The organism is Luteimonas suaedae, assembly GCF_008312895.1.
Taxonomy (GTDB): domain Bacteria; phylum Pseudomonadota; class Gammaproteobacteria; order Xanthomonadales; family Xanthomonadaceae; genus Luteimonas; species Luteimonas suaedae.
In genome coordinates, this window is record NZ_VSSP01000007.1 from 106890 (window position 1) to 131036 (window position 24147).

At 70.3% G+C, this 24147-nt stretch carries 25 protein-coding genes; 6 read left to right on the forward strand and 19 right to left on the reverse strand.

Going from position 1 to position 24147, the window contains the following annotated elements; all coding sequences use genetic code 11:
* Positions 1-22: 22 nt before the first annotated feature.
* Both FXO19_RS12005 and FXO19_RS12010 read right to left on the reverse strand, forming a co-directional pair.
* Complete coding sequence (locus FXO19_RS12005; protein WP_149195437.1) at positions 23-316, reverse strand: EF-hand domain-containing protein; 294 nt, start codon at positions 314-316, stop codon at positions 23-25.
* Positions 317-417: 101 nt separating this feature from the next.
* Positions 418-1626 carry a DesA family fatty acid desaturase gene (locus FXO19_RS12010; RefSeq protein ID WP_149195343.1) on the reverse strand — a complete coding sequence of 403 codons (1209 nt, stop codon included), beginning with the start codon at positions 1624-1626 and terminating at the stop codon, positions 418-420.
* Positions 1627-1764: 138 nt separating this feature from the next.
* Between FXO19_RS12010 and mutM the strand changes: the two genes are divergently transcribed.
* The 3 genes from mutM (at position 1765) to FXO19_RS12025 (ending at position 6207) form a co-directional block, all read left to right on the forward strand.
* Positions 1765-2577, forward strand: a complete 813-nt coding sequence (gene mutM / locus FXO19_RS12015; protein ID WP_149195344.1) for a bifunctional DNA-formamidopyrimidine glycosylase/DNA-(apurinic or apyrimidinic site) lyase — start codon at positions 1765-1767, stop codon at positions 2575-2577.
* Between the two features lie 175 nt (positions 2578-2752).
* On the forward strand, positions 2753-3325 hold the full coding sequence (locus tag FXO19_RS12020; protein ID WP_149195345.1) for an ECF-type sigma factor: 573 nt from the start codon (positions 2753-2755) through the stop codon (positions 3323-3325).
* A gap of 83 nt (positions 3326-3408) precedes the next feature.
* The gene (locus FXO19_RS12025) at positions 3409-6207 is read left to right on the forward strand and encodes a serine/threonine-protein kinase (RefSeq protein ID WP_149195346.1); all 2799 of its coding nucleotides are present in this window, start codon (positions 3409-3411) and stop codon (positions 6205-6207) included.
* A 12-nt stretch (positions 6208-6219) separates the two neighbouring features.
* On the opposite strand, the gene FXO19_RS12030 is transcribed toward FXO19_RS12025, so the two are convergent.
* Entirely contained in the window at positions 6220-6843 is a 624-nt protein-coding gene (locus FXO19_RS12030; protein ID WP_149195347.1) for a thymidine kinase, read from the reverse strand.
* A 222-nt stretch (positions 6844-7065) separates the two neighbouring features.
* Between FXO19_RS12030 and FXO19_RS12035 the strand changes: the two genes are divergently transcribed.
* The 3 genes from FXO19_RS12035 to FXO19_RS12045 all read left to right on the forward strand — a co-directional run bounded on the left by FXO19_RS12035 (position 7066) and on the right by FXO19_RS12045 (position 11649).
* Positions 7066-9057: a UvrD-helicase domain-containing protein gene (locus FXO19_RS12035; protein ID WP_149195348.1), complete on the forward strand. Its 1992-nt coding sequence runs from the start codon at positions 7066-7068 to the stop codon at positions 9055-9057.
* Positions 9058-9120: 63 nt separating this feature from the next.
* Positions 9121-9978: a 5'-nucleotidase, lipoprotein e(P4) family gene (locus FXO19_RS12040; RefSeq protein ID WP_425481472.1), complete on the forward strand. Its 858-nt coding sequence runs from the start codon at positions 9121-9123 to the stop codon at positions 9976-9978.
* A 603-nt stretch (positions 9979-10581) separates the two neighbouring features.
* A complete protein-coding gene (locus FXO19_RS12045) occupies positions 10582-11649 on the forward strand; it encodes a hypothetical protein (protein ID WP_149195349.1) in 1068 nt (355 codons plus the stop codon).
* Between the two features lie 136 nt (positions 11650-11785).
* On the opposite strand, the gene FXO19_RS12050 is transcribed toward FXO19_RS12045, so the two are convergent.
* From FXO19_RS12050 to FXO19_RS19275, 16 genes are all read right to left on the reverse strand, one after another.
* The gene (locus FXO19_RS12050) at positions 11786-12460 is read right to left on the reverse strand and encodes a hypothetical protein (RefSeq protein WP_149195350.1); all 675 of its coding nucleotides are present in this window, start codon (positions 12458-12460) and stop codon (positions 11786-11788) included.
* An 80-nt stretch (positions 12461-12540) separates the two neighbouring features.
* Positions 12541-12921: a hypothetical protein gene (locus FXO19_RS12055; protein ID WP_149195351.1), complete on the reverse strand. Its 381-nt coding sequence runs from the start codon at positions 12919-12921 to the stop codon at positions 12541-12543.
* Between the two features lie 59 nt (positions 12922-12980).
* Positions 12981-13523, reverse strand: a complete 543-nt coding sequence (locus FXO19_RS12060) for a hypothetical protein (protein ID WP_149195352.1) — start codon at positions 13521-13523, stop codon at positions 12981-12983.
* A gap of 175 nt (positions 13524-13698) precedes the next feature.
* Positions 13699-13995, reverse strand: a complete 297-nt coding sequence (locus FXO19_RS12065; protein WP_149195353.1) for a hypothetical protein — start codon at positions 13993-13995, stop codon at positions 13699-13701.
* Positions 13996-14004: 9 nt separating this feature from the next.
* A complete protein-coding gene (locus FXO19_RS12070; RefSeq protein WP_149195354.1) occupies positions 14005-14232 on the reverse strand; it encodes a hypothetical protein in 228 nt (75 codons plus the stop codon).
* Between the two features lie 123 nt (positions 14233-14355).
* Positions 14356-15033: a hypothetical protein gene (locus tag FXO19_RS12075; RefSeq protein WP_149195355.1), complete on the reverse strand. Its 678-nt coding sequence runs from the start codon at positions 15031-15033 to the stop codon at positions 14356-14358.
* A gap of 7 nt (positions 15034-15040) precedes the next feature.
* Entirely contained in the window at positions 15041-15529 is a 489-nt protein-coding gene (locus FXO19_RS12080) for a hypothetical protein (protein WP_149195356.1), read from the reverse strand.
* Complete coding sequence (locus FXO19_RS12085) at positions 15526-16851, reverse strand: FliI/YscN family ATPase (RefSeq protein WP_149195357.1); 1326 nt, start codon at positions 16849-16851, stop codon at positions 15526-15528. Before FXO19_RS12085 ends, FXO19_RS12080 begins: the two co-directional genes overlap by 4 nt.
* Positions 16848-17525, reverse strand: coding sequence for a FliH/SctL family protein (locus FXO19_RS12090; RefSeq protein WP_187775758.1), 678 nt, complete (start codon positions 17523-17525; stop codon positions 16848-16850). The genes FXO19_RS12085 and FXO19_RS12090 overlap by 4 nt, the downstream gene beginning before the upstream one ends.
* Positions 17526-17544: 19 nt before the next feature.
* A complete protein-coding gene (locus FXO19_RS19270) occupies positions 17545-18171 on the reverse strand; it encodes a hypothetical protein (protein ID WP_187775759.1) in 627 nt (208 codons plus the stop codon).
* A 9-nt stretch (positions 18172-18180) separates the two neighbouring features.
* Positions 18181-18969: a type III secretion system inner membrane ring lipoprotein SctJ gene (sctJ, locus tag FXO19_RS12095; protein WP_149195359.1), complete on the reverse strand. Its 789-nt coding sequence runs from the start codon at positions 18967-18969 to the stop codon at positions 18181-18183.
* Positions 18970-18988: 19 nt separating this feature from the next.
* A complete protein-coding gene (locus FXO19_RS12100) occupies positions 18989-19417 on the reverse strand; it encodes a hypothetical protein (RefSeq protein ID WP_149195360.1) in 429 nt (142 codons plus the stop codon).
* A gap of 106 nt (positions 19418-19523) precedes the next feature.
* A complete protein-coding gene (locus FXO19_RS12105) occupies positions 19524-19850 on the reverse strand; it encodes a hypothetical protein (protein ID WP_223115495.1) in 327 nt (108 codons plus the stop codon).
* Between the two features lie 116 nt (positions 19851-19966).
* Positions 19967-21178, reverse strand: coding sequence for an FHA domain-containing protein (locus FXO19_RS12110; protein WP_149195361.1), 1212 nt, complete (start codon positions 21176-21178; stop codon positions 19967-19969).
* Between the two features lie 67 nt (positions 21179-21245).
* On the reverse strand, positions 21246-23297 hold the full coding sequence (gene sctV, locus FXO19_RS12115; RefSeq protein WP_223115496.1) for a type III secretion system export apparatus subunit SctV: 2052 nt from the start codon (positions 23295-23297) through the stop codon (positions 21246-21248).
* 247 nt (positions 23298-23544) lie between these two features.
* On the reverse strand, positions 23545-23970 hold the full coding sequence (locus FXO19_RS19275; RefSeq protein WP_187775760.1) for a FliO/MopB family protein: 426 nt from the start codon (positions 23968-23970) through the stop codon (positions 23545-23547).
* Positions 23971-24147 lie beyond the last annotated feature (177 nt).

Consider the following 24147-nt stretch of genomic DNA (forward strand, 5'->3'; position numbering starts at 1 on the left):
CTCCGCTCCACTCGCTTCTGCTTCACTGCGGCGGCGCCGCCAGTTCCCGGGCATCGAGAAATCCGTTGCGATCGAGGTCCTGGCGGTTGAACCGGTCCGCCAGCCGCGCACGGTATTGGGCGCGGACGATCGGCTTGCCCTTGCCGCCGGGCTGTTCGTCCGCAGCCAGCGTGCCGTCGCCGTTCGCGTCCATGGCCTCGAAGGCGTAGCTCATCCAGTCCTGGTACTCGGCCAGCGACACGCGGCCGTCGCCGTCGCCGTCCATGCGCACGAGGTATTCCCCGGTTTCGGTGATCTGCGCCCGGAGCGCCGGCATCGCCACCACGGCGATCGAAGCGGCAAGCACAGACACGAAAAAGCCCGGCCGTCGCCGGCCGGGCTCGTCGATCTTTCGCCGCGGCGGAATTCCGCCGGGGTTCACGCCCGGGCCGGCTGCAGCGAGTATCCCTTCAGCCGCGCCGAATACTCCTGCAGCACGCGGATGCCGCTGGCCTCGGCCTCCTGGCACCAGGCCTGCAGCTGGCGCAGGCGCTCGCTGGCGTCCTGGCTGCGCGCCTCCAGCAGCGCGGTCAGGCGCGCGCGGTATTCGATCAGGGTGTGGATCCGCGGACGCTGCTCGACCCACTGCTGCAGCTCCTGGCGCGCTTCCGGCTCGAGCCAGCGGCCGTCGTCGACCAGACCCTTGCGCAGCTTGCGCGGCAGCAGCGCACGCAGCTTCTCGCCGGCGGCCCGCGCCTCCTCGCGCAGCGCCGGCTTGATCACGTCGCGCTGGTAATCGGTCATCGCCTGGAAGCGGTGCGCCAGCAGCGCGCGCATGGTGTCGGTGTCGGGCACGTTGATGTTCGGGCGCACGTCGAGCGACGGCGCCACCCGCAGCACCTTGGCCAGGCCGAGCTTCTCCAGGCCCTTGATGGTCGCCCAGCCGATGTCGAACTCCCAGCGGCGCAGCGCGAATTTGGCCGAACTCGGGAAGGCGTGGTGGTTGTTGTGCAGCTCCTCGCCGCCGATCCACACGCCCCACGGGGTCAGGTTGGTCGCGGTGTCGGTGGTCTCGAAGTTGCGATAGCCCCACCAGTGGCCTAGGCCGTTGACCACGCCGGCGGCCCAGAACGGGATCCACGCCATCTGCAGCGCCCAGATCGCCACGCCGGCGAAGCCGAACAGCGCGAACATGACGAACAGCAGCAGGGTCGGCCCGAGGGTCGCATGCGGGGTGTAGACGTTGCGCTCGATCCAGTCGTCCGGGCAGCCCTTGCCGTACTGCTCGATGTCGTTGCGCTGCGCGCGCGCCTCGCGGTACAGCTCCACGCCGCGCCAGAACACCGTCGAGATGCCCTTGAACTGCGGGCTGTGCGGATCCTCTTCGGTCTCGCACTTGGCGTGGTGCTTGCGATGGATGGCGACCCACTCGCGGGTGATCATCGAGGTGGTCAGCCAGGTCCAGAAGCGGAACACGTGCGCGAGCAGCGGATGGAAATCGACGCCGCGGTGCGCCTGGCTGCGGTGCAGGTACAGGGTGACCGACAGGATCGTCAGCTGGGTGGCGACCAGGAACAGCAACGCGAGCGGCCAGAAGCCGAACTGCAGCAGGCCACCAGCCAGGAAATCGAGTAGGGGAGCGGGCATTGGGAAGATCATTAAAGCGGTGAGTCCGATCATGATGGGGCGTGGAATGCGCGATTGCCATCCCTGCGCGACCGTACGGAGCACTGCGTCGTTCAGCTGACGCTTGCCGTCGTCAAGAACTGCCGCCATCTTCACGACATGCCTGAACTCCCTGAAGTCGAGACCACCCGGCGCGGCCTTGCCCCGCACCTGGAAGGACGCCAGATCCGGTCGGTGCTGCTGCGCCGCCCCGACCTGCGCTGGCCGATCCCGGACGACATCACGCAACGGCTGCCGGGCCGCCGCATCGAAGCGGTGCGCCGGCGCGCGAAATACCTGCTGCTCGACACCGATGCCGGCAGTGCGCTGCTGCACCTGGGCATGTCCGGCAACCTGCGGGTGCTGCCGGCCGCCACGCCGGTCCAGGCGCATGATCATGTCGATCTCGTGCTCGCCGGGAATCGCGTGCTGCGCTTCAACGACCCCCGGCGCTTCGGCTGCCTGCTGTGGCAGCCGGCGGGCGACACGCATCCCCTGCTGCGCGGCCTCGGCCCGGAACCGCTGTCGGACGCCTTCGACGGCGATGCGCTGTTCGCGCGCAGCCGCGGCCGCAAGGCACCGGTGAAATCGTTCCTGATGGACCAGCGGGTGGTGGTCGGCGTCGGCAACATCTACGCCGCCGAGGCGCTGTTCGCGGCCGGCATCTCGCCGCTGCGGCCGGCCGGACGGGTCTCGCGTGCGCGCTACCGCGGGCTCGCCACTGCGGTGAAGGCGATCCTGGAGGATGCGATCGGCCGCGGCGGCACCACCCTGCGCGACTTCCTGAGCCCCGACGGGGCGCCCGGCTACTTCGAGCAGGATCTGGCCGCCTACGGCCGTGGGGGGGCGCCGTGCCGCCGCTGCGGCCGCGCACTCAGCCAGGCCTGGATCGGCCAGCGCGCCACCGTCTGGTGCGGCCACTGCCAGAAATAGCGGCGCATCCCGGGCCGGCCCGCCAACCCACCGCATGACCGCACGCCCGCCATCGACATAGGGTGGGCCTTGGCCCACCACGTCGCCGGGCACGGACCGTCCACTCCCACAGGCCACTCCCACGGACTGCCGGGAGCCGCAGGTATATAGTGATCGCCTATCGCGGGGGAAAGCGATGGCGGACACCGCCGACATCACACAATGGCTGAACGCGGCGCGCGACGGCGACCGCGACGCGCTCGATCGGGTGCTGTCCACGCTCTACCAGGAACTGCACGCGATGGCCCGCCGCCAGCTGGCCGGCCAGTACGGCCAGACCCTGGACGCGACCGCACTGGTGCACGAGGCCTACCTGAAACTGATCGGCGGCACCGGCGCCCGCTTCGAGGACCGCGCGCACTTCTTCGCCTATGCCGCCTCGGCCATGCGCAGCGTGGTGGTCGACTATGCGCGCCAGCGCCTGGCGCGCAAGCGCGGCGGCGACCAGCACCGCGTGACCGACCTGCCCGAGGACCTCGCCGGCGGGCTGCGCCTGGACGAAGAGATGCTGGGGCTCGACACGGCGCTGACCCAGCTGCACAAGGCCGACGCCCGCCTGGCACGGGTGGTCGAACTGCGCTATTTCGCCGGCCTGTCGGAACTGGAGATCGCCGATCTGCTGCAGCGTTCCGAACGCAGCATCCGCCGCGACTGGCAGAAGGCGCGGATGTTCCTGCTGGCGGCGCTCCAGGATGAACCGGCACCCTGACACCACCATGCGGGCCGCCCGGCGGCAGGGGCCGGGACGCGGCCGCCGTGGCCGGCACGACGCCATGGCACGCTGAGGACGCCATGGATCCGGAACGCTGGCGCAGGCTGTCGCCACTGCTCGATGCCCTGCTCGAACTGACGCCGGGCGAGCGTGCCGCCAGCCTCGCCTCGATGCGCGAGGAAGACCCCGGGCTGGCGGCCGATCTCGAGCAGTTGCTCGCGCTGCAGCAGACGCACGAGGATTTTCTCGAGACGCCGCTGGTGGCGCCGTTGCCCGGGGCGCGACCGGGCAGCGAGGTCGGTCCCTATCGCCTGGAACGGCTGCTCGGAGAAGGCGGCATGGGCCAGGTCTGGCTGGCCAGTCGCGCCGACGGCCTCTACCAGCGCCGGGTCGCACTGAAACTGCTGCGGCCGGGCCTCGCCGATCCCAACCTGCGGCTGCGCTTCACCCGCGAGCGCGAGATCCTCGCCCGCCTCGAGCATGCCCACATCGCGCGTCTGCTCGATGCCGGGATCAGCGCCGACAACCAGCCGTACCTGGCGCTGGACTACGTCGACGGCGAGCCGATCACCGACTGGTGCCGCGCGCGCGCGCTCGACCTGCGTTCGCGCCTGCGCCTGTTCCTGCAGGTCTGCGAGGCGGTCAGCCACGCCCATGCCAACCTGATCGTGCATCGCGATCTCAAGCCGTCCAACATCCTGGTCACGCCGCTGGACGAGGTGCGGCTGCTCGATTTCGGCATCGCCAAGCTGCTCGACAGTGCCGAACTGCCGGAACAGACGCGGACCGGCATGCGCACCTTCACCCTGCACTACGCCGCGCCCGAGCAGATCCGCGGCGAGCCGGTCACCACCGTCACCGACGTCTACGCGCTCGGGGTGGTGCTGTACGAGCTGCTGACCGACGCCAAGCCGTACGAGCCCGAGCGGCACAGCGACGCGCAATGGGAGCAGGCGATCCTCGACACCGATCCGGCCAAGCCATCGTCGCTGCTGCTGCGTCGCGCCGATGCCGGATCCGCCGACTCGGCCCTCCTGCGCCGGCGTGCACGCGCGATCGCCGGCGACCTCGACAACATCGTGCTCAAGGCGCTGGCCAAGCGCTACGAACAGCGTTATCCGTCGGTCGAGGCACTGGCGCTGGACCTGCAACGCCACCTGGACGGCAAACCGGTACTGGCGCGGCCGCAACGCCTGGCCTACCGCTTCCGCAAGTACCTGCACCGGCACCGCTGGGCGCTGTCGACCGCGGCCCTGGTCGCGGCGGTGCTGACGACCGCCCTCGGCCTGGTCGCCTGGCAGGCGCGGCTTTCACAGCAGGAGGCGGCGCGTGCGCAGGCGATGCAGGATTTCATCATCGGCCTGTTCCAGAACACCGGCAGCCTGCCGGACGGCGCGCCGCTGGACGTGCGCCAGCTGCTGGCTGCGGGCGTGGAGCGCGGCGACATCGAACTGGCCCAGCAGCCGCTGGCGCGCGCGGAACTGCTCGGCGTGATCGCGCGCCTGCGGATGGGCCTGGGCGATCACCCGCAGGCGCTGGCGCTGTTGCAGCGGCAATCCACGCTCCTCGCCACGCTCGATCGCTCTCCCGCCAGCCTGCGGCTGGAGGCGGCCAGCGATCTCGGCCACGTGCTGCGACAGCTGCAGCGGTCCGACCACTGCGTCGCCGCGATGCAGCCGTTGCACTCGCTGGCACGGCGGCAGGAACGGCGGTTGCCGCTGCAGGTCGCCGGGTTCTATTCCCAGTTCGGCCGCTGCCATCGCGCGCTGGGCGCAGGCGAACCGGCAAGCCATCTGTTCCGGCGCGCGCTCGCGCTGCGCCAAGGCGCGCGCGACAGCCGTTCCGGCATCGCCGAGAGCCTGGCCGACCTGGCGGGCCTGCACGCCGACGCCGGCAACCACGTCGCGGCCCTGCGCGAACTGCGTGCGGCGCTGGCACAGCTGCATGAGAGCGTCGGCGAGCGGCATCCGCTGGCGATCGAAATGCGGCGCGAGGTCTGCGCGCTCGAGCGCCGCGAGCGCGGGCCGGAGGCGGCCGAACACGCGTGCGCCCATGCCGTGTCGCTGGCGGTGGCGCTGCACGGCGCGCAACACCACGTCACCATCGACGCCCGGCGGCAGCTGGCCGCGATCCACGCCGAGCAAGGGCACTACGCCGAAGCCGACGCCGAGTACCGCGGCCTGCTGGCCTGGCAGGTGGCGCGCCTGGGACCCAACCACGATGATGTCGCGCAGACCTATCGCCGCCTGGCCTTGATCGCCTGGGAACGCGGCGACGCGCCGCAGGCGTTGCGCGACCTGCGCCGCGCGGCGGCCATCTGGCGCAATGAGGACGCCCACCCGTGGCTCGGAAGCGTGCTGTGCGAGCAGGCCATGGTGCTGCACGGCACCGGCGACTCCGCCGCCGCGCAGCCACTGCTGGAGCAAGCGCTGCGGCTGCAGCGGCAGGTCGCGCTGCGGGCGCAACCATGCGATGCGATGCGCCTGGCCGGCGAGATCGACGCCGCGCTCGGCAACACCGAGCGCGCCCGCGAACGCCTGCGCCTGGCGGTCTCCACGCGCGCCGCGAACCGGGACGGCGCCGCGGCGCGGGCCGAACTGGCGCTGGCGGCGTTCGAGGCGCGGCACGGCGATGCGCAGGCCCTGCAGCAGCTCGAGCGGCTGGGCGCACTGGCGCAGACGGACCCGGACACGCGCGATGTGGCCTGGCTGGCCCGCGCCCACGTCGCGGCCCTTGGCTGCAACGGGCCGCGCCGGGCGCAGGCGCTGACGACACTGGGCGGGCTCGAGAAGGACATCCACCTGGCCTTGCCCGAGGGTGGCAGCGTGCTGCGCGAAGTCCGTGCCCTGCGGCGTGCCTGCGACACCTCCGGGCGATGACGCGACCGCGGCCTACGTCAGCGGCAGGTCCGGCTGCAACTGCTCGATCCGGCCTTCGCCACGCATGATCCGCTTGAACTCGGCCCGGCTGACGGACACGTAGCGCTCGTTGCCGCCGATCTCCACCTGCGGCCCCTGCTGCAGCGCGAGGCCCTGCGCATCGACACGCACGGTCATGGTGGCCTTCTTGCCGGTGTGGCAGATGGTCTTGATCTCGCTCAGTTCGTCGGCCCAGGCCAGCAGCGCCTGGCTGCCCTCGAACAACTCGCCGCGAAAGTCGGTCCGCAGGCCGTAGCACAGCACCGGGATGCGCAGCTCGTCGACCACCTCCGACAGCTGCCACACCTGGGCGCGGCCGAGGAACTGCGCCTCGTCGACCAGCACGCAGTCCAGCTCGCCGTGCGCGGCGATGTCGTCACGGATGAGCTTCTCCAGATCCGTGCCGCGCTCGAAGGCGATGCCGTCGGCCTGCAGCCCGATGCGCGAGGCCACGCGGCCGCTGCCGGCGCGATCGTCGAGGCGCGGCGTCAGGATCACCACCCGCATCCCGCGCTCGCGGTAGTTGTGCGCCGATTGCAGCAGCGTGGTCGTCTTCCCGGCGTTCATCGCCGAATAGTAGAAGTAGAGCTTGGCCATGCGCGCAGTCTAGAGCGTGTCCTGCGTGCTTTGGAGTGCTCCCTCCGCGCGCCGGGCCGCTGCGCGAGTCTGGTCCCGTGCCGGCCTCGCTCCGGCGCGCGCGCGCCGGAATCCGCCGGTCGGCTCGTCAGCCGGCAGCACGGCGCGGAATCGGCGCAGCCGCGCGCATCCGCAGTCGCCGCGGGGCGCAGGCGCTACAATCGCCCGCCCCGGGAAGTCTGCATGCACGGTCTCAATCCCCAACAATCCGCCGCGGTCGCCCATTGCGACGGCCCGCTGCTGGTGCTCGCCGGCGCCGGCAGCGGCAAGACCCGGGTGATCGTGGAGAAGATCGCGCACCTGGTCGCGTCCGGACGCTATCCGGCCAAACGCATCGCCGCGATCACCTTCACCAACAAGTCGGCCAGGGAGATGCGTGAACGCGTCGGCAAGCGCATCCGCGGCGACGCCGCCGACGGCCTGACGGTCTCCACCTTCCACGCGCTCGGCCTGAAGCTGCTGCAGATCGAGCACGCCACCGCCGGGTTGCGGCGCGGCTTTTCGATCTTCGACGCCGACGACAGCCTGGCGCAGTTCAAGGACCTGCTGCCCGGGACCAAGCCCGACGTGGCGCAGGCGATGCAGCAGCTGGTGTCGCGCGCCAAGAACGCCGGCCTCTCGCCCGAGGAGGCCGCGGCGGCGGCGCGCAGCACCCGCGAGCACGAGGCCGCGGCGCTGTACGCGCGCTACCAGGCACGGCTGGCGGCGTTCAACGCGGTCGATTTCGACGACCTGATCCGGCTGCCGGTGCAGCTGCTGGAATCGCACGAGGACCTGTGCCTGGGCTGGCGCGAGCGCATCGGCTACCTGCTGGTCGACGAATGCCAGGACACCAACGACGCCCAGTACCGGCTGCTGAAGGCGCTGGCCGGGCCGAAGGGCCACTTCACCTGCGTCGGCGATGACGACCAGAGCATCTACGCCTGGCGCGGCGCCAATCCCGAGAACCTGTCGCAGCTGGCGCAGGACTACCCGGCGCTGACGGTGGTGAAGCTGGAGCAGAACTACCGCTGCTCCAATCGCGTGCTGCGCGCGGCCAACGCGCTGATCGCCAACAATCCGCACGAACACCCGAAGACGCTGTGGAGCGCGCAGGCCGATGGCGAGCGCATCCGGGTGTGGAAATGCCGCGATGGCAACCACGAGGCCGAGCGCGTCGCCGCCGAGATCCAGTTCCTGCAGACCGCCGGCAAGGCGCAGTGGAACGAGGTCTGCGTGCTGTTCCGCGGCAACCACCAGTCGCGCGCGCTGGAGAAGGCACTGCAGCTGCTGCGGGTGCCGTACCACCTCAGCGGCGGCACCGCGTTCCTTGCACGCGCCGAAGTGAAGGATGCGCTGTCGTGGCTGCGGCTGGTCGCCAATCCCGACGACGACGCCGCGTTCCTGCGCGCGGTGCAGTCGCCGCGGCGCGAGGTCGGCGCGACCACCCTGGCGAAGCTCTCGGAACTGGCGCAGCACGCGCAGCTGCCGCTGTCGCGCGCGGCCGAATCGATCGGCCTGTTGAAGCAGTTGCCGGCACGCGCCGCCAATGCGCTGGGCGGGTTCGCCGACATCCTCCGCGGGCTGCGCGCCGATGCGGCGCGGCTGCCGCCGGCGGAACTGGTGCGCAACCTCAACGAGCGTTCCGGCCTGTTGGCCGCGGTACGCGCGCAGTGCAAGAGCGAGCAGCAGTTCGCGATGCGCCGCGGTAACCTCGACGAGCTGGCCGACTGGTTCGACGGCGGGCATTCCCTTCAGGGCCGCGGCGCCGGCCCGGGCGAGCTTGCGGCGCAGCTCGCCCTGCTCACGCACGCCGACCGCGACGACGGCGGCAACCAGGTGCGGCTGATGAGCCTGCACGCCGCCAAGGGACTCGAGTTCCGCTACGTCTTCATCGTCGGCGTCGATGACGACACCCTGCCGCACGAGGCCAGCGTCGACGAAGGCCGCATCGACGAGGAGCGGCGACTGCTGTACGTCGGCATCACCCGCGCCAAGGAACGGCTGTGGCTGTCGTACGCACGCGAGGCGCAGAAATGGGGCAGCCGGCTGCGACTGACGCCGAGCCGGTTCCTCGACGAACTGCCCGCCGACGAGTTGCAGCGCGACGGCGCCGACCCGGTGGCCGACGCCGAACACAAACGCGAGCGCGCCGACGCCGGTTTCGCCGCGATCAAGGCGCTGCTCGACGCCTGAGCCGGCACAGCCGTCCGCTACACTCGACGCCCCGCAACGCCGGAGACCGCCGTGCGCACGACCCTGCTGGCCCTCTGCCTGCTCGCGCTGACCCTGCCCGCCTGCCAGACCGGCCCGCCGGCCGCGCCCGCGGCACCAACCGCCACCGCCGACGACAACCTCAATGCGGTGCTCTGGATGCAGGCTTCTGCCGAGTACCATGCCGCGGCGCTGTCGTTGTACCGCGCCGCCGGCGACCGGCTCGACGAAGCACTCGCCGACCCGGACTGGGACGCGCTCGTTGCCGAGGAGCGCGCGGCCGCGGGCAGCGCGGCCGGACGGCCGCCGGCGGTGATCGTGGACATCGACGAGACCGTGCTCGACAACTCCCCGTACCAGGCGCGCCTGGTGCGCGGCGGCGCCGAATACGACGAGGCGACCTGGGCCGCATGGGTCGACGAACGCCAGGCCGGACCGATCCCGGGCGCGCTGGCATTCGCGCGCCTGGCCGATGCCCGGGGCGTCACCCTGGTCTACCTGTCCAATCGGACGCAGGCGTCGGCCGACGCCACCGTGGCCAATCTGCGCGCCGTCGGCTTTCCGGTGGCCGACGACAGCGTGTTCCTCGGCCTGGGGACCGAAGTGGAGGGCTGCCAGTCGCGCGGCAGCGAAAAGGACTGCCGCCGTGTGCTGGCCGGCCGCCGCTACCGCGTGCTGATGCAGTTCGGCGACCAGCTCGGCGATTTCGTCCGGGTCGAGCGCAATACTCCGCAGGCACGGGCGCAGCTGCTGGCGACCCACGGCGAGTGGTTCGGCGAGCGCTGGTGGATGCTGCCCAACCCGAGCTACGGTGGCTGGGAGGCGGCGGCATTCGGCAACGCCCGGGATCTGCCGCGCGAGGCGCGCCGCCAAGCCAAGCGCGACGCGCTCGATCCCAAGTAAAAGTGAGCTGGGCACGCCGCCCGGCCGAACTTCGGCCCCGGACGCGCCACCGCGACACTCGGCCGGCCTGAGCCGCGGTGGTGATCCGGACGTCCTCCCGTCTGGCCGGATACGTCCGGCCGACCCCAGGGTCGCCCTAGGGTTGGCCCTAGGTCGTCCGCGACGGACAAACGCCGTAGCGTGGGCTATCCCGGTGCATCAGGGGCCCGGTCCCGCCACCCGACGCCATACGGGGGTCTTGCCATGCCCATCGGTCCGCTCTCTTCCGGCCCGCCCGGACTGTCCCACGGTCCGCCCGGACTCGGCGGGCTGAAACATCTGCTGGGCAATCTGACTTCCAGCCTGGCGCGCAGCCTCGGCGGGCCGTCGAACTTTCCCGGCGCGGGACCGTCGCTGCCGCCGTCCGGACCGGGCTCGTCGCCGCTCTCGCAGGTGCCTTCCGGTTTGCCCGGCTCGTCCACGCAGCCCGCGCACCATCACGCGGGCGGACCACCCGCGCATGCAGGTGTGCAGGGGCCGCCTGTGCACGCGGGTGTGCCGGGGCCACCGCCACACGCCGCCTCCGGCGGCCCATCGCAGCCATCGAACGGTTCGCCGCCGCCGATGACGCCGGGGTCCGGGCAAAACGCGCTGTTCGTTTCCACCGTCGCATCAGCGGTCGCATCGACCCTGGGCAATGCGCTGCAGGCGCTGACGCAGCAACAGTCCCTGCCGCCCGGCCTGGCCCGGCAGCTGTCCGGCGCGGCGCCGTCGATGCAGCCCGGCCCCGCCAACGTCGCGGCCATGACGCAGGGGGCGATTTCCGCGGCAGCGGCGCAGGCACAACCAGCACAATCAGGTACGCCGGCGGCGCCGACCGGCTACGGCCTCCAGGCCGCACCGGCTTCCGTGGTGCAACAGCCCGCGGGGTTGATGGCGCCGCAGGCGCCGCTACAAGCCGCCGCCAGGCCCGATGCGGTGGCGGTGCCGCTGCAGGCCGCGCAGGCCAACGTCGCCGCGTCGCCCGCGCAGGCGCATCCGATGCTGGCGCCGCAGGCGCGGCCGGACGCCGTCCCGCTCGCGATGCGTGCCGACGGCGCGGTCGTCGAACGCGCGCCGTCCTCCATGCCGGGCGCGCCCAGCGCGACCACCCCCGCCGGATCCACCGCCGCGGCCGCGGGAACGACCGCCGCGACAGCGGCGCCGGCCGGCGCCACGCAGGCGACGGTGGCCACCGTGCTGGCGTCCGCCGTGCCGGCCTCGCAGTCTCCCGGCGACGCCAAGGGCGCCACCATGCTGGCCGCAGGCGATCGCGCCCAGGCGGCACGCGCCGACGGCACCGTCGCCCACGGCCATACCGTCGCGGGTACGCAGCAGCGGCGCGCGTGGAAATCCCTGTACGGCGTGTCGGCGCTGCTGGCGGCGCTGGGATCGCGCGAGCATGCGGAGCGCTCCCGCCGCGAGGCCGAGTTCGCCGAACAACGCCTGGTCGAACGCGTGTTCCAGTGGCTGTACTGGGTGCTGGCGATCGTCGCCTACGGCTGCCTGGCGCTGTCGATCCTCGTCTTCCTGCCGGTCCTGGACGGCAACGTCGCCCCGGCGCCACAGACCCCGGTCTGGGTCGGCGGTTTCGCGATGCTGGGCTTGGCAGCCGGCATCGGCGCCTGGCTGCTGGCGCGGCGATTGAAATGACGGCATCGCCGGGTCGGCCGGAGCAGGGTTCGCGCCCTGCATCCACGGCACTCTTCCGCAGCGGATCACGTCGCCTGCAGGCGGAGCACCCGCGCGTGTAGGAACGCGGGCACGGCGACACACCCGCCTCGATCGGTTACTTGATGCAGACCGGCACCCGGACTCGGTGCGCGGGCCCGCCCGAGAAGTTCGCCACGCTTCGCATGCGCCACTTGACCGCCTTGCAGTTTCCGTCGCCGTCGGGCTGGGGCTGCGCCGCGGTCACCGGCGCGTCCGCATCCGCCGCGTCCCGGTGCAGCGCGTAATCGAACTGGAAGATCGCCCCTTCGGGAAAGCCACTCTCGCTCGGTTCCAGCAGCTCGATCTCGACCTTGAGCATGAGCGAGGTCTCGGCGGCCGTTCCCCGGATGTGCAGGCGATGCGGGTGTACCAGGCCCGTGCCCTCGATCCTGCCGTCGGCGTCGAGCGCCAGGGTGATCGCTTGGTCCCGGCTGCGCCAGCCGTTCTCGTCGTAGCTGCCTTCGAGCACGAAGCCCGCGTCGCCCTCGCGCTCGATGTTCCCCACCAGGATCAACCGCGCACGGCCCTCGCCCTCGTCGACGAACTGCGCACTGCCGGTGCCGGTGGCGTTGAGCGCGTCACGCAGGTGATCGTCCGGGAGCGATGCGCGCACGTCGACGCTTCCCAGGTAGGGATCCCCCAGATACGGGGGAGGCGGACGCTGCTGCTCCGCTTCCCCTCCCGCCAGTTCGCTGCACGCCGTCGCCAACAGGAGCGCGGCCAGGGCGACGATCCGTTGCATGAGACGCATCGAGATTCCTCCCGCGTAAGCAGAACGCCCCCGGACAATGCCGGGGGCGTCTGCTGTCTGGAACAGGCCGTCCGATTGGATTAGCCGGACTTGCGGGCGACCTGGGTGTTGGCTTCGCCGTAGCTCTTGATCACGGTGCTCATGGCCTGCATGAACATGTTCATGATCTGGGTCTGGGCCTGAAGCTGGGCGGTGATGAGATTCTCGGACATGCTGCCCGGAGACTTGCCGTTGTTCTCCATCTTGGCCTTTTCGTTCTGGATGTTGTCCAGCTTCTCGGCCAGCGCGAACACGCGGTCGGTCATCTTGTCCGCGATCAGGCCCATCGCGATGGCCAGTGCCATCAGCACGCTGCCGCCGGCTGCCTTGCTCGCCTGCGCCTTGGTCCGCGCGTCGATCTGCGCGTTGTCGATGAAGTTGTAGGCGTAGGATTTGGAATCGATGTTGACGACATCAGACATTTCGGTTCTCCGTTGTTCGGGGTCCAGCGAATGAAGTGCTCTCGGTACGCAACCTGGTGTCAGGCGTGCTTTGGCGGACCGCGAACCCGTCGCGAACGGGAGTTGACCATCTCGCTGCGGAGAGGCTGTGGAGGATCCTTCCGGATTCCGGAGGAGGCGTCCTGCTCCGGATCGGCCGATGCCTGGCTCTTCTGCTCACGGAACCAGGCCAGGGCCTTTTCCTGGCCTTCGGTCTGCATGCGGCGACCGAACTCGATCGCGATCTGCGATTCCCGGCTTTCGAGCGGGCGCAGTGCCTGATTGAGTTGGCGGATCAGTACGTTGGCTTCGTCCTCGGTGACCGCGCCGCTACCTTGCAGCCCTTCCACGACGTCCATCCATGCGCCGCGATCCAGGGCCGCCGTCGGTTCCGACTCGGCGGCGGCCTCGTCCAGCGCATCGGCGAACTGCTTCTGGACGAAATCGCGCGTTTCCTGGTCGATGCCGGGGTCGTTGACCAGCATCGCTTCGAATTCCTGCAGCAGCTCGCTGACGGCCCCCTGGAGCGCCTCGACCTCGGGATTCACCTCCGCCTGATCGCGACCCGTTTCGCCCGGATCCACCGAATCCTGGCGGACAGGGACATGCGATGGCCGTGTCCGGTTGGGGGTGGCTCGGCGGGGCGGGCGAGGTGGCATTTCGTTTCCAGATGAATGGGTTCTGGGGCGGCTGCGGCGCGAATCGAATCCTCGAAACGAGTCTAACCATGATCCCCGGCGGGGCAAGCTGGGGGCGACCCTAGGCGGTCAAGGTCCAATCCGTGCAGGAGAACTGCTCGAAAATCCGCTGCATCTTCTCGCCTTCGCGCTGCCCAAGCTCCCGGGCGGTCTCCGCCAGCCATTCATCGGCTGCCTGCCGCCCGTCGCCGGCAAGCCGGCGCTGGTACTCGGGCGCGATGGCGAACAGCTCCTCTTCTATCAACCGCTGATGATCGTTGACGTGACGGATGAGCGCGGCCTCGTCATCGGCATTGATCACACCTTCGGCGCGCAGCTGCTCGATCCGCTCCATCCAGGTCTGGCCGGCGGCGTTCATGTGCTGCGCTCAACCGCGCAGGGCGCCCTGGAAGGCTTTCATGTACTGACCGCTGAACAGGCTCTGCGCGTCGAACGGCAGGTTCGCGTTCGAAAGCGACTGGTCGAGCTGATCGCTGATCGCCTGGATGGCGAAGTCCGCCAGCATGCCGCCGATCGTCGCGCCGATCGGGCCGCCGATCGTGCCGCCGAGGGTTTGCGCGGCGGATTTGACGATGTCACTGATCCCATCAAACATAGTGAGTCCTCCTGGTGAGCGCCCCCGCCAATGGGGGCTCTCCTCGACATCCACTCTTCCCCTTCTTTGCCCCCCGCCCAAGCTGGGGCGAACCCGACCTGGGGCAAACCCCAGGGCAGCCGGTCAGACGTGCAAGTGCGGATCGATCTCCAGCATGCCGAGGTTGCGTTCCGCGAAGCGCCGGGCCAGCTCGGGCGCGGCCTCGCGGATGGCGTCGTAGCTGCCGCGCGAGCGCACGTCGGCGCGCAGCAGCCAGCCGTCGGCGGTCTTGCTCAGCAGCAGATCGGTGCCGGGCAGGGTGCTGTCGGCCATCCGCAGCAGCACCTGGCCGTCGCGATCGCTGGCCGCGCCCTCGTCCACCGCCAGCTGGCGCACGTGGCGCGCGATCAGGTCCGCGAACGCGGAGGTGTTGACCGGCGCCGTGACCGGAGCGACGTGCGCGCCGTCGCGCAATGCGGACTGCGCCTGCATCATCGCCAGGACCTCGGCCGGGTCGAGGGTCTGCATCGCCTGCTCGCTGTCGCCCGGCGCCTGGCGCGCGGCCTCCACCGCGTCCTGCGTCGCCGCCTGGCGCGCGGCGGCCTCAGCCTCCGCGCGCTGCTGGCCGCTGAGTTCGCCGGCACCCTTGGCCCGGGCAGACAGGAATTCGTCCTTCGCTTCCTGCTTGCTCTGCAGCACCTGGCGGAAGCGGTCCACGGTCTCCTTCGGCGGCGGCTCGCGCTTGGCGTCGGTTTTCTGCTCGCCATCGGTATTGCGGGCCTGCTCGGCCGATTGCGGCGACTGGCTGCGTTCGATGCTCATGTTGACCTCACGTTTGTCCGGGGGTGAGACGCCGTGCCAGCGGCAGATCGGCGGCGGCGGCGTCTTCCTTGCGTATTTCCAGCGCCACCTGCTCGTCGCGCCACACGCCCTTGCGCTTCTCCAGGGCGTCTTCGCGCGCCTTGGCGCGGAAGAACGCCTGCTTGGCCTCCTCCAGCGCACGCTCGGCCGCCTGCAGCTGCTGCTGCGCCTGCTGCAGGCGCTGGCAGGCCGCCTGCACCTGCTCGCCCAGCAGGTCGATGTGCGCCTCGCGCTGCTCGAGCACCTGCGGCCAGTGCACGCCGGGCGGCGGCGGGTCCAGCAGGCGCATGCGGTGCCCGGAACGTTCCTGTCGCAGCGCCTCGATTTCGCCTTCGATGCGGGTGCACGCCTCGCGGCAGGCACGCGCCTGCTGCTGTTTTTCCAGCACCACCTTGCGCGCGAGCTCGGTGCGGTGCGCACGCAGCTTGATCAGCGTCTGTAGTGGATAGCGCTTCATCTGAAGAGCTTCTTCAACGCGTCGGCGGACTGGTCGAAGGGCACCAGTTCGGTGGACGGCTGCTGCAGCAGCTTGCGCATCGGGCCGATCTTCTCGATCGCCACGTCGGCCTCGGGATCGCTGCCGCGCTTGTACTCACCCAGCTGCAGCAGCAGCTCGATGTCCTGGTGCTTGGCCAGGTACTTGCGCAGCTGGCCGGCGGCGCGCAGGTGCGCTTCGTCGACCACCCGCGGCATGGTGCGGCTGAGGCTGGTGAGCACATCGATGGCCGGGTAGTGATAGGCGGCGGCCAGCTTGCGCGAGAGCACGATATGTCCGTCGAGGATCGAACGCACTTCCTCGACGATCGGGTCGCCGCCATCCTCGTCCTCGGCCAGCACGGTGTAGAAGGCGGTGATGCTGCCGCGGTCGTTGTTGCCGGCGCGCTCGAACAGCCGGGGCAGCGCGCTGAACACCGAGGGTGGGAAACCCCGCCGCGCCGGCGGCTCGCCGACTGCGAGGCCGACGTCGCGCAGCGCGCGCGCGAAGCGGGTCACCGAGTCGAGCAGCAGCAGCACGCGCTTGCCGCGGTCGCGGAAGTGCTCGGCGATCGCGGTGCCGACCCAGGCCGCGCGGCTGCGCTCGAGCGCCGGACGGTCGGAAGTCGCCACCACGACGATCGACTTGGCCAGTCCCTGCTCGCCGAGGTTGTCATGGATGAACTCGTTGACCTCGCGACCGCGCTCGCCGACCAGCACGATGACGTTGACGTCGGCATCGCCGCCGCGCGCGAGCATGCCCAGCAGTGTGCTCTTGCCACCGCCGGCAACGGCGAAGATGCCCACGCGCTGGCCTTCGCCGGTGGTCATCACCGTGTCGATCGCGCGTACGCCGGTGGAGAACGGGCGCTCGATCAGGTTGCGCGCGAGCGGATTGGGCGAAGCGGCGTAGATGGGCGCTTCGACGGTCGGTCCCAGCGGGCCGCGATCGTCGATCGGCTGTCCGTGTGCGTCGAGCACGCGGCCGAGCAGGCCGTCGCCGGCGCGCACCGAGGCCTGGCGGCCGCTGGCGTAGACCTCGGTGGTCGCGGAAATGCCGTCGAGCGCGCCGAGCGGCGTCAGCAGGGTGTGTTGCTTGGACACGCCGACCACTTCGGCGGCGAGCTCGAAATCCGGATCGCCCTCGCCGCGCGGGTGGCGCAGGTGGCACAACTCGCCGATCGAGGCCTTGAGCCCGGTGGCGCGGATCAGGGTGCCGTAGGCATCGGCGACGCGGCCGACGCGCTGGATCGTCTTGACCGACGACAGCGCGCTGAGCAGCGGATCGGAAGCGGGCGCGTTCATGCCGCGGTCCCCTCGCCGCCGGCACCGGCGAGCGCGGCGCGGATCGCCTCGATCTGCTGGGCCACGCCGGCGCGCACCTCGCCGGCCTCGGACACCACCACGCAGCTCAGCGGATCCAGGCTCTCGTCGTTGACCAGCTCGATCACGCCGACCGCCGGATGCGCCTGGCGCACGGCGCCGAGCCCGGATTCCACGGCCCCGCGCACCGACGGGTGCACGCGGATCAGCAGGAACTGTTCCGCCTGCGCGGCCTCGACCGCCTGCATCACCAGCGACGGGACCACGCCAGCGGCGTCGAAACCGGGGGCGATGCGGGCGACGATCGCACAGGCGAGGTCGGTGATGCGGCCGGCGGCCTCGGCCAGCACCCGCGCGCGGCGCTCGTTGAGTCCGGTCAGTTTTTCGGCCATCTGCTGCTGCGCGCGTGCCAGTCCCTCGGCGAAGCCGGCGGCCTGGCCTTCGGCACGGGCCTTCGCGATCTCGGCCTCGGCCTCGGCATACAGCGTGTTGACGCGCTCGAGCAGGGCATCGAGTTCGTCCAGCCGGTTCCACTGCCGTGCCGGCACGATGCGCGAGGTCACCGCGCGCTCGAATTCGCGGCGCTCGAACAGCGCCACGCCCGCCGACCCTGCCAGGTCGCCGGCATCCGCCGTTGGAGCCTTGCGCGTCTGCATGCTGCCTGTTCCTCGCCTGTCAGGCCCTCTCGGGCCGGGATTCGTGGTGCGTGCACAACAGCAGCACCGGCTTTTCCGGCAGGTGCGCGGGACCCGCCGTCTCGTATTCGTGCAGCAGTGCGACCCATTCGCCGAGGGCGGGATCGCGCTGTGCGGCCCAGCTCCGCAGTTCGTTGCGTCCCTGGCCGTCGAACAGCGCGAGCAGCCGCGCATCGTCGGTCTCGCGCAACAGACGTTCCCAGTTCGCCGACAGGCGCGCCTGCACGTCGCGCGCGACGGCGGCATCCCAGACCGTCGGATCGAGCGCCAGCAGATAGCTGTTGCCGAGCAGGCGCCTGAGCCGGCGCACCGGCTCGCGCCGCACCTCGGCGCGGATCACCGGCGCATGGGCGAGCACGCCGAGATCGCGAACCAGTCGCGCCATGCGCGCGGGCGGCCAGCGGGTGATCGCGGTCGGAAGCCCCCTGCCGGGCCTGGGCGCCAGCAGCGCATCGCCGCTGCCGGAAGCGAGCAGTGCGCGGGCCAACAGCCGGCGCCCGAGTACGCTGCGCCGGGCGGCATCGACCAGACCCGGGGCGAGCGGCGCCTCGCCGCTACGGACGTACCAGCTGGGGTGGACCTCGGCGAGCAGCGCCTGCAACGGCATGCCGGCGGATCACCCGTTCCAGACCCGTGGGCTCTGCTTGGGCTGCGGCTGCAGCCGCTGGCGCAGGCGGCCGCCGAACGCCAGCACCAGCGCGATCACCGCGATCACCGCCGCCACGATGCCGATCGCCATCGGGCTGATCGCCGACATCGCCACCGGCGTCGCGCTGCGCTGGCCCTGCCGGTTCTCGGCCGGACCGGGCACGGTGGTGAACTTGACGGTGACCTTGTTGACATCGTTCAGTCCCGGTACGCCGTCCTTGACCACCACCTTCATCTCGGTTTCCTTGTCGCTGAGATTGGCCCCGGGCTGCTCGAAGATCACCACCGACGCCGAGGCATCGCTCGAGTTGCCGCCGAGCGGATCGCGCTGGGGCAGGTTGATGTGCACGCGTGCATCCACCACGCCCGGATAGCTCGCCAGCGTTTTCGACATCTCCTGCTGCAGGCCGTGCTTGAGGCGCGCCATCTCCTCCAGCGACGAGGAGGCGAACCCCTCCTTCTTGAAGATGTCGCCCAGGGAGCTGTACTGCTGGCGCGGCAGGCCGCGCGACTGCAGCACCTGCATCGCGTACGGGAAATCGTTGTCGTCGACGCGGATCTCCCAGCCGTTCTTGCTGACCGAAAGCCGCTTGTCGGCCTTCACCCCGGTCGCCAACAGGGCAGCGAGAACCTCGTTGGCCTGCCGCTCCTCCAGGTCGCTGTACAGCGTCGTGCGGCCGCAGGCGGCCAGCAGCAGGCACGCCAACAGCCCCAGCGCGACCCGCCACGACCCCCGTTTCGATGTCGAGGTGCTCATATCACGTCCCCCCGGTTGCTCAGGACTGCTGCCGGAACAGCTGTTGCACGCCGTCGGAGGTGCGGTTCGCCACGTTCGAGGTCAGTTGCGACTGGAACAGGAACTCATGGCATTTCATCGTCATTTCCAGCATCTGTCCCGGCTTGAGGTCGGCGACGCTGCCGCTCATTGCCTGCGACAGGGCCTCGATGTTCTTGGCGCTGCCGTTGAGGCTGTCGAACGCCGAAATCATCATGCGCGTGCCTTCGGACGGCTCCGCCTTGTCGGCCCCGGCGACCGCATCGGGCGCGGCGGCCTGCTGCGGCGACGTGGTGGCATCGGTGCGCTGCATCGCCTGGGCGAAGTCGCGCACCTCGATGGCCGAGGCCTGAGGCTGCGCAGCGGCGCCGCCGCCGCCGGCCGCGGCCGGCGATCCTTCCATCGCGGCGACCTGGATGGCTTCAATCATGTCTGTTCTCCCGAACCGTGATGTCCATGCGCCTGCACGTCACCAGCGCCGTCCCACGGAAGGTTGCGCGCCTTGCGACACGCGCCTTCGCGGGACGCCACGGCGATCAGTTGCGCTTGCCCAGTGTTTCCAGTGCCTGGCCGACGCTGTTCTGCGAGGTCGCGGCGTTGTTGGACATGAACTGCATCTTCAGGCTGGCGGCGGTCAGCTGGACCATGTCCGAAGGCTGGTCGCTGCCGGCGCTGATCGCGTCCGACATCTGCGTGATCTTGGCCGCCTGGCCGTCGAGCGTCTGCCCCCAGGCACGCGACATCGCTTCGTACCAGCTGCCTCCGCCGCCGGCCGAACTGGTACCGCGCGGTCCGTTCTGGCCGTTCGTGAACGTGGCCATGCCGATGTAGTTGTTCAATACGGAACTGTCGATCGTGCTCATGCGCTTGCTCCTCCTGACCTTGGTGGATACTGACTGTTCGATGCCGACTCTAATCCATTCGTCCGTCGGAATCGTGAAACCTCGGGTATGCCCTAGGACCGTCCCAGGGCCGTTCGTCACATGCGTTGCCTGGCCGCCCGGGCCTGCTCGGTGGCGTAGGCGCGCGACTTGGGCGCCGCCGCCGCCGCCTCCTTGTCCTGGGCCGGGTCCCCGGCCTCGTCCGGGTCGGGATCGGCCTGCACCGGCTCCGGCCGCAGCTTCACCAGCGAGCCGTCCGGACGCAGCACCTGCACGTGCTCGCCGATCGACAGCAGCGTGCCCCTGCCGGGCAGTTCGGCACCGACCGGGTAACGGACGCCGTCGGCGGAGACGAGGTGCGCGTTGTCGCCGCGTTCGACCGAGACGATCCGCACCGCTTCCTCGGCTTCGGCGGCCTCGCCGTCATCCACCGGCGTGGCCAGATTGATCGGGATCACCCGGCGCACGCCGGTTTCCTGCATCGCGCGCGATTTGGCGAACGCCTCCAACGCGGCCATGTCGTCGAAATAGCCGGTCACCTCGACATCGTTGTTGCCCAGGTAGCGCGTCTTCTCGGCGGGATAGTGGCCGCGCAGCACGTCGGCGACGTCGCGCGCCATGTCCTCGCCGGTGCGCAGCGTCAGGGTGGCGTCGATGCGCTCGCTGTCGAGCTGCTGGCGCATGCGCAGGCGGGTCGCGACGTCCTTGACGGTGCCCGACAGCACCGCGATGCCGTTCACGTCGCGCTCGACCTTTGCCTCGGCGACACGGTATTCGCGCGCCAGGCTCTGCAGCCGCGCCTCGATGTCGATCGCTGTTTCCTGGGACGGCATCACCGCGGCGAAGATCGCCAGCGAGGCCAGCGACAGTACGGCGATGGCGGCGATCATCGGCAACCGCCGCGCGAACGGAACCACGTTGCGCGGCGGCGGCGCGAACTTCGTGCCCTCGGGCACCAGCGCCAGCCAAGCCGGGTCGTCGGCATGGCCGAAGGCGAGCGCGGCATCGCCCAGGCCGACCCGCTGCACCTTGTCCAGCTCGACCGGATCGCCCGGGTGCAGCACGCGGCCCTCGAGCCGCAGCGGCGCGTCCAGCGCGCGCACCTGGAAATGGCCATCGACCAGGCTGATCAGCGCGTGGTGGCTGGCGACGCCGTCGTCGGCCAGCACGATGTCGCAGTCGTCACCGCTGCCGACCAGGATCATCTCGCGATCGGCCAGTTCGCGGCTCGCGCCTGCATGCAGGCCCGCCACGATCCGCAGCAGATGACTGCTGATCGGTGACTCGCGGGTGGTTTCGGCGGAAGACATCTGGTTTCGCTCCTTGCAAACTCTGATTGTCTGCTCTTGCGTTGTCTGGTCGTCGTTGCGGATCGGCTCAGGCGTTGATCTGGCCCGCCTGCACGATCCGCAGGTCCGGGGCGAGTTCCTGGTAGGACAGCACCGGCAGCTCGAAGAAGTCCACTTCCATCAGCTTGCGCAGGTGGCGACGCACGTCGAGCGAGCACAGCAGCACGGGGCGCACGTCCGGCGCTTGCCGGCCCAGGTGGGCGCGCACTTCGTTGCCCAGGCGCGCCGCCAGTTCCGGCGAGATCGCCAGCTGGCTGGCGCCGCCGGCGACGCGGACCGACTGGCGCAGCTTGTCCTCCAGCTCGGGGTGGATCAACAGTACGTGCAAGGTGCGCTCGCTGTCTGAATAGCGATCGGCGATCTCGCGCTTCAGCGCCACGCGCACGTACTCGGTCAACAGCACCACGTCCTTCTCGCGACCGCCGACATCGGTGATCGCCTCGAAGGCGTCGCGCAGGTTGCGGATCGGCACGCCTTCCTCGGCGAGGCGGCGCAGCACGTCGGCGACCCGCTGCGGTGCGACCACCCGCAGCATCTCCTTCACCAGGTCCGGATAGTCGCGCTGCATGCGGCCAAACAGGTTGGAGGTTTCCTGGATGCCGAGGAAGCCGCCGAGCCGGCGCTGCAGCGCGCTCCGGCAGTGCTCGACGATGACGTCGAGCGGCGCGCGCGCGTCCTCGGCCGGTCCGGTGACCCATTCGCCGGCCAGCGGCGGAAAGAAGCCGGGCAGCCGCGCACCGGCATCGGCACCGGGACGTGCGGCGCGCAGCTGCGCGTCGGCGCGGATGCGCCCCGAGGCGACCCGCGCGCCGAACGCGCTGAGCCGGTACTCGCCCTCGCCTAGCGCGGGATGGATGCGCAGCGACGGCACCGGTACCGGCACGCCGTACTCCTCGCGCAGGCGCTGGGCGAGTTCGGCGATGCGCGAGCGCATCGCCTCCTGCCCGAGCCCGTCGATCAGCGACGGCGCGACGTCGAGCTGCAGCGGCGGCGGCGGCGCCATGTCGTCGTTGTCGGTCGGCGCCTGGCTGGCGGCCATCTCCTCGTCGGAGACACGGAACAGGCGACGCAGGCTGTCGAAGCTGTGCCGGTAGCGCCAGGCGCTGATGCCGAGCAGGGCCACGCCGAGCACCCCGAACACGCCGATCGGGAAGCCCGGCACCAGCATCATCAGCAGCGCCAGCAGGCCGGTGATCAGCAGCACGCGCGGCTGCCCGGTCACCTGCCGGGTGATGGCGTCGCCGAGATGGCGGTCCTCGATCTCGCCGGTAGTACGGGTCACCACCAGGCCGGCAGCAATCGTGCTGAGGATCGCCGGGATCTGCGACACCAGGCCGTCGCCGATGGTCAGGATGCTGTAGGTGCGGGTGGCCTCGGCCAGCTCCATGCCGCGCTGCAGCACGCCGATCGCGAGGCCGCCGAGCAGGTTGATGATGATGATGACGATGCCGGCGATGGCGTCGCCCTTGACGAACTTCATGGCGCCGTCGAGCGAGCCGTGCAGCTGGCTCTCGGTCTCCAGCAGCCGGCGCTTGCGGCGCGCCTCGTCCTTGTCGATGAGTCCCGAGCGCAGGTCGGAGTCGATCGACAGCTGCTTGCCGGGCATGGCGTCCAGGGTGAAGCGCGCGGCGACCTCGGCCACGCGCTCGGCGCCCTTGGCGATGACGATGAACTGCACCACGGTGATGATCAGGAACACCACCAGGCCGACCACCAGGTTGCCGCCGGCCACCAACGAGCCGAAGGTCTCGACGATGTGGCCGCCTTCGGCGTTGAGCAGGATCGAGCGAGTGATCGCGATCGAGATCGCCAGCCGGAATAGCGTGGTCAGCAGCAGCACGCTGGGAAAGCTGGAGAAGGCCACCGGGTTGGGGATGTAGATGCCCAGCAGCAACAGGCCGAAGCCGATCGAGATGTTGATCGCCACCAGCGAGTCGATCAGCACCAGCGGCAGCGGCAGGATCATCACGCTGATGATCGTGACCGCGGCGAACGCGAGCACCACATCGCTGTAGCCCAGCCGCTTGCGTGGCGCCATGCCCGCCGGCACAGCGAACAGCGAATCGATCAACGCGCGCATCGCTCCCCCTGTTGCGGACGGCACGCAAGGGTTGGCACGGACATGTCAAATGCTGTCCCGTCGCCCCCCTGTCGTCCCAGTCGCCGCATTACCCCTGCCCTCATGCGTCACTTTGTGCCAACTTACGATAGCCTTGTAAAGTGACCGATGCGTGAAAATCGTGTTTGCAGCCGTGTGAGCTCGATCATTGTTCTGTTCATGTTTGTGGAAGCGGTCACGGTCGACCCGGCCCATGGCTCACAGCGGGTTAACGTGGCGAGACGTTATCAATGGCCTGCGGCGCATCCGATGCCTCCACGGCTTCGGCTTCGGTCCCGCCGATGTCGTCCTGCTCCAGGGAGGTGATCAGGTTCACCGACTGGGCGCTGACGCCGACGGCGAACGCACGGCCGGCGCGGGTCCGCAGCAGCACCACGCGTTCGCGCGGGCCGACCGGGAGGATCTGCAGCACCGACAGCGGCGCGTTCTTGCCGGCCAGGCCATAGCGGCGACGCGCCAGGCGCCAAATCACGAACAGGGCGAAGATGACGAAGGCCAGTGGCAGCACGATCCCCAGCAGTTCGCGCAGCGCCGAGGGCGCCACAGCCGCGGCTGGCTCGGCCGCCGCGAATGCCGTACCGCAACACGACCACAGGACAGCGGCGGACAGCGGCGGCACGGGAGAAGGGGACATGTCAGGACACCGGAATCGCAGCATGAGGGAGGCGGTAACGTGATCGCCGCAACGGACGGGGGGTCGGCGCGGGTGCAGAGTACCGCAAGGCCGGGACGCCATCGGCGTTTCGTCACACTTCCGCGATACACCGGAATGCACCGCCAGGGGCAGGCAGGCCTGCCGATCCCGGGCGCT

Excerpts from the sequence above, each read along its gene's own strand:
- FXO19_RS12105 (WP_223115495.1), bottom strand. The coding sequence starts at position 19,850 with ATGAGCACGATCGACAGTTCCGTATTGAACAACTACATCGGCATGGCC.
- FXO19_RS12005 (WP_149195437.1), bottom strand. The coding sequence starts at position 316 with ATGCCGGCGCTCCGGGCGCAGATCACCGAAACCGGGGAATACCTCGTG.
- FXO19_RS12050 (WP_149195350.1), bottom strand. The coding sequence starts at position 12,460 with ATGCGTCTCATGCAACGGATCGTCGCCCTGGCCGCGCTCCTGTTGGCG.
- FXO19_RS12045 (WP_149195349.1), top strand. The coding sequence starts at position 10,582 with ATGACGCCGGGGTCCGGGCAAAACGCGCTGTTCGTTTCCACCGTCGCA.
- FXO19_RS12010 (WP_149195343.1), bottom strand. The coding sequence starts at position 1,626 with ATGCCCGCTCCCCTACTCGATTTCCTGGCTGGTGGCCTGCTGCAGTTC.
- FXO19_RS12055 (WP_149195351.1), bottom strand. The coding sequence starts at position 12,921 with ATGTCTGATGTCGTCAACATCGATTCCAAATCCTACGCCTACAACTTC.
- FXO19_RS12025 (WP_149195346.1), top strand. The coding sequence starts at position 3,409 with ATGGATCCGGAACGCTGGCGCAGGCTGTCGCCACTGCTCGATGCCCTG.
- FXO19_RS12085 (WP_149195357.1), bottom strand. The coding sequence starts at position 16,851 with ATGAACGCGCCCGCTTCCGATCCGCTGCTCAGCGCGCTGTCGTCGGTC.
- FXO19_RS19275 (WP_187775760.1), bottom strand. The coding sequence starts at position 23,970 with ATGTCCCCTTCTCCCGTGCCGCCGCTGTCCGCCGCTGTCCTGTGGTCG.
- mutM (WP_149195344.1), top strand. The coding sequence starts at position 1,765 with ATGCCTGAACTCCCTGAAGTCGAGACCACCCGGCGCGGCCTTGCCCCG.
- FXO19_RS12110 (WP_149195361.1), bottom strand. The coding sequence starts at position 21,178 with ATGTCTTCCGCCGAAACCACCCGCGAGTCACCGATCAGCAGTCATCTG.
- sctV (WP_223115496.1), bottom strand. The coding sequence starts at position 23,297 with ATGCGCGCGTTGATCGATTCGCTGTTCGCTGTGCCGGCGGGCATGGCG.
- sctJ (WP_149195359.1), bottom strand. The coding sequence starts at position 18,969 with ATGAGCACCTCGACATCGAAACGGGGGTCGTGGCGGGTCGCGCTGGGG.
- FXO19_RS19270 (WP_187775759.1), bottom strand. The coding sequence starts at position 18,171 with ATGCCGTTGCAGGCGCTGCTCGCCGAGGTCCACCCCAGCTGGTACGTC.
- FXO19_RS12080 (WP_149195356.1), bottom strand. The coding sequence starts at position 15,529 with ATGAAGCGCTATCCACTACAGACGCTGATCAAGCTGCGTGCGCACCGC.
- FXO19_RS12035 (WP_149195348.1), top strand. The coding sequence starts at position 7,066 with ATGCACGGTCTCAATCCCCAACAATCCGCCGCGGTCGCCCATTGCGAC.
- FXO19_RS12100 (WP_149195360.1), bottom strand. The coding sequence starts at position 19,417 with ATGATTGAAGCCATCCAGGTCGCCGCGATGGAAGGATCGCCGGCCGCG.
- FXO19_RS12075 (WP_149195355.1), bottom strand. The coding sequence starts at position 15,033 with ATGAGCATCGAACGCAGCCAGTCGCCGCAATCGGCCGAGCAGGCCCGC.
- FXO19_RS12030 (WP_149195347.1), bottom strand. The coding sequence starts at position 6,843 with ATGGCCAAGCTCTACTTCTACTATTCGGCGATGAACGCCGGGAAGACG.
- FXO19_RS12065 (WP_149195353.1), bottom strand. The coding sequence starts at position 13,995 with ATGAACGCCGCCGGCCAGACCTGGATGGAGCGGATCGAGCAGCTGCGC.
- FXO19_RS12070 (WP_149195354.1), bottom strand. The coding sequence starts at position 14,232 with ATGTTTGATGGGATCAGTGACATCGTCAAATCCGCCGCGCAAACCCTC.
- FXO19_RS12020 (WP_149195345.1), top strand. The coding sequence starts at position 2,753 with ATGGCGGACACCGCCGACATCACACAATGGCTGAACGCGGCGCGCGAC.
- FXO19_RS12090 (WP_187775758.1), bottom strand. The coding sequence starts at position 17,525 with ATGCAGACGCGCAAGGCTCCAACGGCGGATGCCGGCGACCTGGCAGGG.